3 protein-coding genes and 4 pseudogenes are annotated in these 5,351 nt (G+C 64.5%); 1 reads left to right on the top strand and 6 read right to left on the bottom strand.

Annotated features, from left to right (window positions below):
- Positions 1-352: 352 nt before the first annotated feature.
- The 5 genes and pseudogenes from ACLP4W_RS13585 to ACLP4W_RS13565 all read right to left on the bottom strand — a co-directional run.
- A pseudogene (locus ACLP4W_RS13585) lies at positions 353-424 on the bottom strand (hypothetical protein); the annotation flags it as partial.
- Positions 412-1,119 carry a class I SAM-dependent methyltransferase gene (locus ACLP4W_RS13580; RefSeq protein ID WP_442386670.1) on the bottom strand — a complete coding sequence of 236 codons (708 nt, stop codon included), beginning with the start codon at positions 1,117-1,119 and terminating at the stop codon, positions 412-414. The pseudogene ACLP4W_RS13585 and the gene ACLP4W_RS13580, both read right to left, overlap by 13 nt.
- Positions 1,120-1,286: 167 nt before the next feature.
- Positions 1,287-1,489 (bottom strand): annotated as a pseudogene (locus tag ACLP4W_RS13575) (TylF/MycF/NovP-related O-methyltransferase); the annotation flags it as partial.
- Positions 1,471-2,439: a sulfotransferase family protein gene (locus ACLP4W_RS13570; protein ID WP_442386668.1), complete on the bottom strand. Its 969-nt coding sequence runs from the start codon at positions 2,437-2,439 to the stop codon at positions 1,471-1,473. The gene ACLP4W_RS13570 and the pseudogene ACLP4W_RS13575, both read right to left, overlap by 19 nt.
- Positions 2,440-2,827: 388 nt before the next feature.
- Positions 2,828-4,186, bottom strand: coding sequence for an IS256 family transposase (locus tag ACLP4W_RS13565; protein WP_442386666.1), 1,359 nt, complete (start codon positions 4,184-4,186; stop codon positions 2,828-2,830).
- A 239-nt stretch (positions 4,187-4,425) separates the two neighbouring features.
- On the opposite strand from ACLP4W_RS13565, the pseudogene ACLP4W_RS13560 reads away from it, so the two are divergent.
- A pseudogene (locus ACLP4W_RS13560) lies at positions 4,426-5,021 on the top strand (IS110 family transposase); the annotation flags it as partial.
- Positions 5,022-5,067: 46 nt separating this feature from the next.
- On the opposite strand, the pseudogene ACLP4W_RS13555 reads toward ACLP4W_RS13560, so the two are convergent.
- Positions 5,068-5,351: pseudogene (locus tag ACLP4W_RS13555) on the bottom strand (acyl-CoA synthetase); the annotation flags it as partial.

Raw genomic sequence — 5,351 nt, 5'->3', positions numbered from 1 at the left:
CGACCTGCTCGACACCCCGATACCGCTCACCGCCGCCGCGTAGCCAGAACAACCACCCCACGAAACCAGCCAATCCCCAGGTCACCCCGGGATTCACCTATTTCAGCTGCCGTAACTTCGGGCTAGTTAGCAGGCATTTTGAATCAAAACAGCCGGGTTTGATTCTCAATTCCCAGCAGCTCCGACACGAGCCCGGGCGCCTAGATCAAATGCGCCCTGGCCAGGTGGGCACACAAAGGCTGACCCCTTAGATGCATCTTCGGCGAGCACCGCGCCTTCCTATGCCGACGACACCTACAACGCATCGACCAGCTCGCGACGGCCGTCGCGGAACTGTCGGCGCGCATCGAAGAGCAGTCGAATGTCCAAGGCACGCAATCAGTTCAGCGAGCGTGGCACCGGTGAACGCCGCTAGTACCGCACCTCAGTGCCTGCGCTATCGCGACGGGTCTTCTTGATCGTGTCCCTCATGTTTTTCGGCAGCCTCTCGGCCAAGATCCTGGGCGAGAACGTGTCGGTGACCCAGCCGCGGAGGACGCGCTGGAGCCGGAACTGACCCTGGAGAGTCGTGTCAGGGTAACTTTCGGTGAGATCGACGAACTCGAAGCCTGTCCCCGTTTCCGTTGGCTTGCAAATGAGGAATTGCAGGTGAGGCAGGCCGAAGATGCGAGCGCCCACGGCCTCCGCGAAGTAGACCGCAAAGGGGAACACCAGGGTCGGTTCGAACCGAGCCCCGTGCTGCCAGACCGTGTGCGTGAAGTCGTCTCCACCGATCCAGCCGCCGGCGCGGACCTTGGGATAGGCCTTGATGAGATCGATGGAGATACCGCGCAGCGTGTGGTCGCCGTCGATGTAGACGAAGTCGAGGCTGCCGTCCGAGATCTGGTCGAGGACCTCCGTTGTCGTCCCGCGCAGGATGATGCGCTTGTCTCCCGCGAACTCGGTTATGGCCTTGGTCTCCGCCAGGTAGGTGGCGAACCGGGCATCGTCTGCGTTGGCCGGCTTGTTCCAGTCGTCCAGGTGCCTCCACGGATCCACCATGTAGTACCTCTGGATCGAACTGCACGCGGCGAGCACCTCGGCCGCGAAGCGGCCCCGATAGACGCCGATCTCGGCCATCGACTCAACTCGCGCGGCCCGCAGGAACTCGCTCCACAGCTGAAATCGCGACGCCGAGCTCGCACACAAAGCTCGGATTGCCGGCTCTTCGACCTTCATTGCGTCCCAATGGTCTTGATTACTTGCGCTACAGCACACTACTCGCGTCTATTCCCGTCTATGTCAACGATCTCCGCGGATGCTCCGCCATAGGCTGCCAGGACCGTGCGCATCAGGATGCAATCCCTCCGCGCCACACTCCACATTCGATCAGATCGCCGGGGATGTCGTCGGCCAGTACTATCTCAACGCAACGTTGCAGACTGGTGAGTCTCTGCATTCCAATCATCGTCTCGGCATCCGCCGGCCAGTCTAGGCCCAAGTCCCGCTGCGCCGGTGAGCCATTGCGAGGACCTCGAAGTTCAGCTTCATGATGGACGGCCGGATGAGCCGGTTAAGCTTGTGCAAGCGGCGGAAATCCTGGAACACCGTCCGGAAACCATGTTCGCTCGACCGATACGCCTCGAAAACGCGATCCAGCGCAGATTGATCCCAGGGCTCATCCCGCGCGGCCGCGTGCAGCGCTTCGTAGACGATGGAAATCCAGTCTGTGCCGAAGGGCTCTGTAACCGAGCCGCAGTGTCGCTGGCGGTGAAGATGCGGTTTGAGAAACTCCTCGATTGCGCCCTCATCGTGGGTATTGAGATCGATGGCGAGCGCTGCGGAAATCCGCTCTATTTCCCGGCGCCAGTTGTCGAGCAGGTTGGCGTAGTCGACGAACACGCGCGGCAAGCCGCGCGTGTATCTCTCGGCCACCAGATTGAGTTTCAGCCACAAAGCACTCGAGAGCTCCGGCGAGGCTGAAATGCGCGCCGCAATTGACGCGATGACCTCCTGCGGGTGGCGCACCGCAATCACGACGGCGATGTCGAATCCGGCCAGACGCGCAGCCTCGAACCACACGCCGGTCAGCAGGGTAATCCTCGGGTCCTTGATGACCACGAGCGGCGCGGTCGGCAACGTGGTGAGAAACGCCCGGATCTCGGCGATGCAGGCGGAATTCCCTTCGGCGTCGAACGCACCTTCCTCCTGCAGGCGCAGTGTCGGGTCGAACATGGTGCTGCCGTGGCGGCGCAGGATTGCTTCGTTGAGAACTATGGCTTTGCGCGGCTCCCAATGGCCAAGCGGATTGTCCGGCATGGCGCCCACCAGGCCGGCCGGGAGCGCACCACCGCACAGCGAGAGAACCCTCGTGAGCGCCGACGTTCCGGACCGGTTCACGCCCAGCACGAACAGAGCGATCGGGCGGGCCGCCGTCCCGCTCTGCGCGGCGGGGGTCACGAGCACAACTCCGCGCTTGATGCCGCGCGCAGCGTCGGAGCGCGGTGCTCCACCATAAGATGGTCCGGCGGCAGGACGGCCCGGTGCCGTCGGTACATCGGTTCGAAGAGCGTTTCGAGGTTGCTAGTGACTGCCGCGGCATTGAACCGTGAACTCTTGGCGCGTAGGGCTGCATGGAGTTGATCGATTTGCGCTGTCGCCGCATAGAAGAAACAAGATCCTGCGGCGCGCTTCGCGCCAGTGCGTCGGCTCTCGCTCATAGCGGCAGACTAGACGGTTGCCAGCCCATTTCATCCGGGATTCCGAAAGTATCGGCGACGCACCCAACGGTGGCGTCCGGAATCCGGTGTAAATCGGCCTGCGGAGGTTCTGGCTTCGGTGAGTGATGCTACGCGGTGGCGGTGGCGGTGGCGGTGGCGGTGACGGTTTCGGTGGTGCTGCTAGTGGAGTCCGGGGTGTGCTGGGGCCGCAGTTGCCGGGGTGGTTGCAGCAGGCTGCGGCGCAGGTCTTGGAGCTGGCGCAGCCCGGCGGGGGTCATGGTGAGTCCGCGCCAGCCGCGGGATGCGCGGTCGAGCACGGCCCAGGCGATGCTGATACAACTGGTCTCGCCAGGGAAGCGGCCGATAACCTTTGCGCGGCGGCGGGTTTCGCCGAAGGTGCGTTCGATGAAGTTCGAGTGGCGGATGCGGTGATGATGTTCGGGCGGGAACCGCAGATAGGCGGTCAGGCCCTCGCGATCGGTCAGCACGATCTTCATCGCTGCCGGGTAGGTGGTCGTGTAGCGGGTAGCGAACGCGGTCAGCCGGGCGTCGACCAGTTCGACCAGCCGCGGACCGGGCTCGGTTTTGAGGTCCTCGGTGTCGAACACGGCCCAGTAGCCGTCGCGGATCTCGGCCTGCATCCCGGCCGGGATCTTGGCCAGCACGTTGCGTAACCGGTGGATCAGGCAGCGTTGCCGCAGCGCGGTCGGGAAGACCTGCTCGATCGCGGCGATCAGGCCGCGGGCACCGTCGGAGACGACCAGCAGCGGGCACGCTAGCCCACGGCCGGTGAGATCGGTCAGGAAATCGGCCCAGGCCTCGGTCGACTCCACCACGCCGGGGGCCAGGCCAACGAAGACGGGCTTGCCGGCGGTGGTGACGCCCCACGCGGCCAGGATCGGCTCGGCCGGCGAGCCGGGATGCATCCGGAAGAAGGAGGCATCCAGGAACAGGTAATCGAGCACGACATCGCCCAGGGGGCGCCGCGCCCAGGTGTTGTACTCGGTTTTTATCGCTTGGCATACCTGCGAGACAGTCGATTTCGAGATCGCGGCCTGATCCCCCAGCGCATCGGCGAGGGTGGCCTCGACATCACGCACCGACAGTCCGCGCACGAACGAGGCGATCACCAGCGATTCCAGCGCGTTGGTCTTGGTGACGTGCTTGCCGAACAGGCGTGAGGCGAACGCGGCGGTCGTGCCGCGCAGCTTGGGCCGCTCCAGGGTGACGGGGCCAGCGGTGGTCTTGACCGACACCGGCCGATAGCCATTGCGCGCCCCGGGCTGCGCATCCGGCGCAGCCGCGGTGCGTTGGTAGCGGTCACGGCCGAGGAACTCGGTCACCTCGGCCTCCAACGCGGCCTGCATCAGCAACTGCGCGCCGAGCCGGGCCACCTCCTCCAGAATCTCGGGCAGCTCACGATCCGAGGCGAACAGCTCGTCGATCTTGGCGCGAACACGATCAGTCGGCGATACTCGTGCAGGCACGGGCATAGGTCCTTTCTTCGATGACTTGGTAGGTCTCGAAGCAGAACCTATGCCCGGCCCCATTTACACCGGCTTTAGGACGCGACCCACCCAACGCACTCATAGACCATCCGCCGTGCGTTCGCTCAGAGGGCATCGGCATCGAGGATGATCTGGCTGAGGATGTTCTGCTCCGTCGGATTAACCAAGCAGAACTGCTACCGCCCATCCGCTCAACGCCGAAACGCCGCGGTCAATCCGTTGCGGTAGCCCGCTACCACGAGCGCCACCACATGTCAGGGGCCAAATCGGATGCCAGCGATGTCAAACTGCTGGCCGATCTGGTGCGCACCGGCCGACACAACCGTCGCCCGATCGCCGGCGACAGCGCTGATGCCGAGGCAATCACAGTACTGGCCCGGACACACCAGAGCCTGATCTGTGCGCGTAACCGGCAGCCCAACAGCTGCGCAGCGCGTTGCGCGAGTACTACCCGGCCGCGCTGGAGGCCTTCGAGGATCTCGCCCACGGCGATGCCTTGAGTGTGTCGGATCGCGCCCCCACCCCCGAGCAGGCCGCGCGGTTGAGCCTGCCGGCGCTCCAGTCTGCGCTCAAACGCGATGGGCGCCAACGCAATATCGTCGCCCTTGCCCGACAAATCCAAGCCCCGCTACGGTCCGAGCAGCCGGCCGCGCCGGCCCAGGTCACCGCGGCGTTCGCCGCCGCTACCCGCGCCACCGTGGGCATCATCGCCGAGCTGAACCACCAAATCAGCAAGCTCGAGACAAGTTTGGCCGAGCATTTTGAGACACACCCGGACGCCGTCATCTACCGCTCCCTGCCAAGACCAGGTGTCGACTCGGCGCCCTTTTCGCCGGCGACGCTAGACATCCCAGGGCCGCCTAAGCGCCCAGGCGGACGAACTGACCGTGCCGGTACTGCTCGACACACGCCGCTCGCCTGACCTTGCCACTTGTAGTGATCGGTATCGAACCAGGCGGCACCAGAACCAGATCCGCGACGCTAAGACCGTGCGAGTTGGAGATCGCCGAGGTGACTTCACGCTTGACGACGGCGAGCTTGTCCGCTGCCTCCTCGTGGGACTCGCCCCGCTTCTTGACTTCGATGATGACGACAAGCTGCTCCGTGCCCTCATCCGGGACCGCTATCGCCGCGCACCGACTCC

The sequence above is a fragment of the Mycobacterium sp. genome (assembly GCF_052145595.1).
Classification (GTDB): Bacteria; Actinomycetota; Actinomycetes; order Mycobacteriales; family Mycobacteriaceae; genus Mycobacterium.
This window is presented reverse-complemented; position numbering and strand designations above follow the sequence as displayed.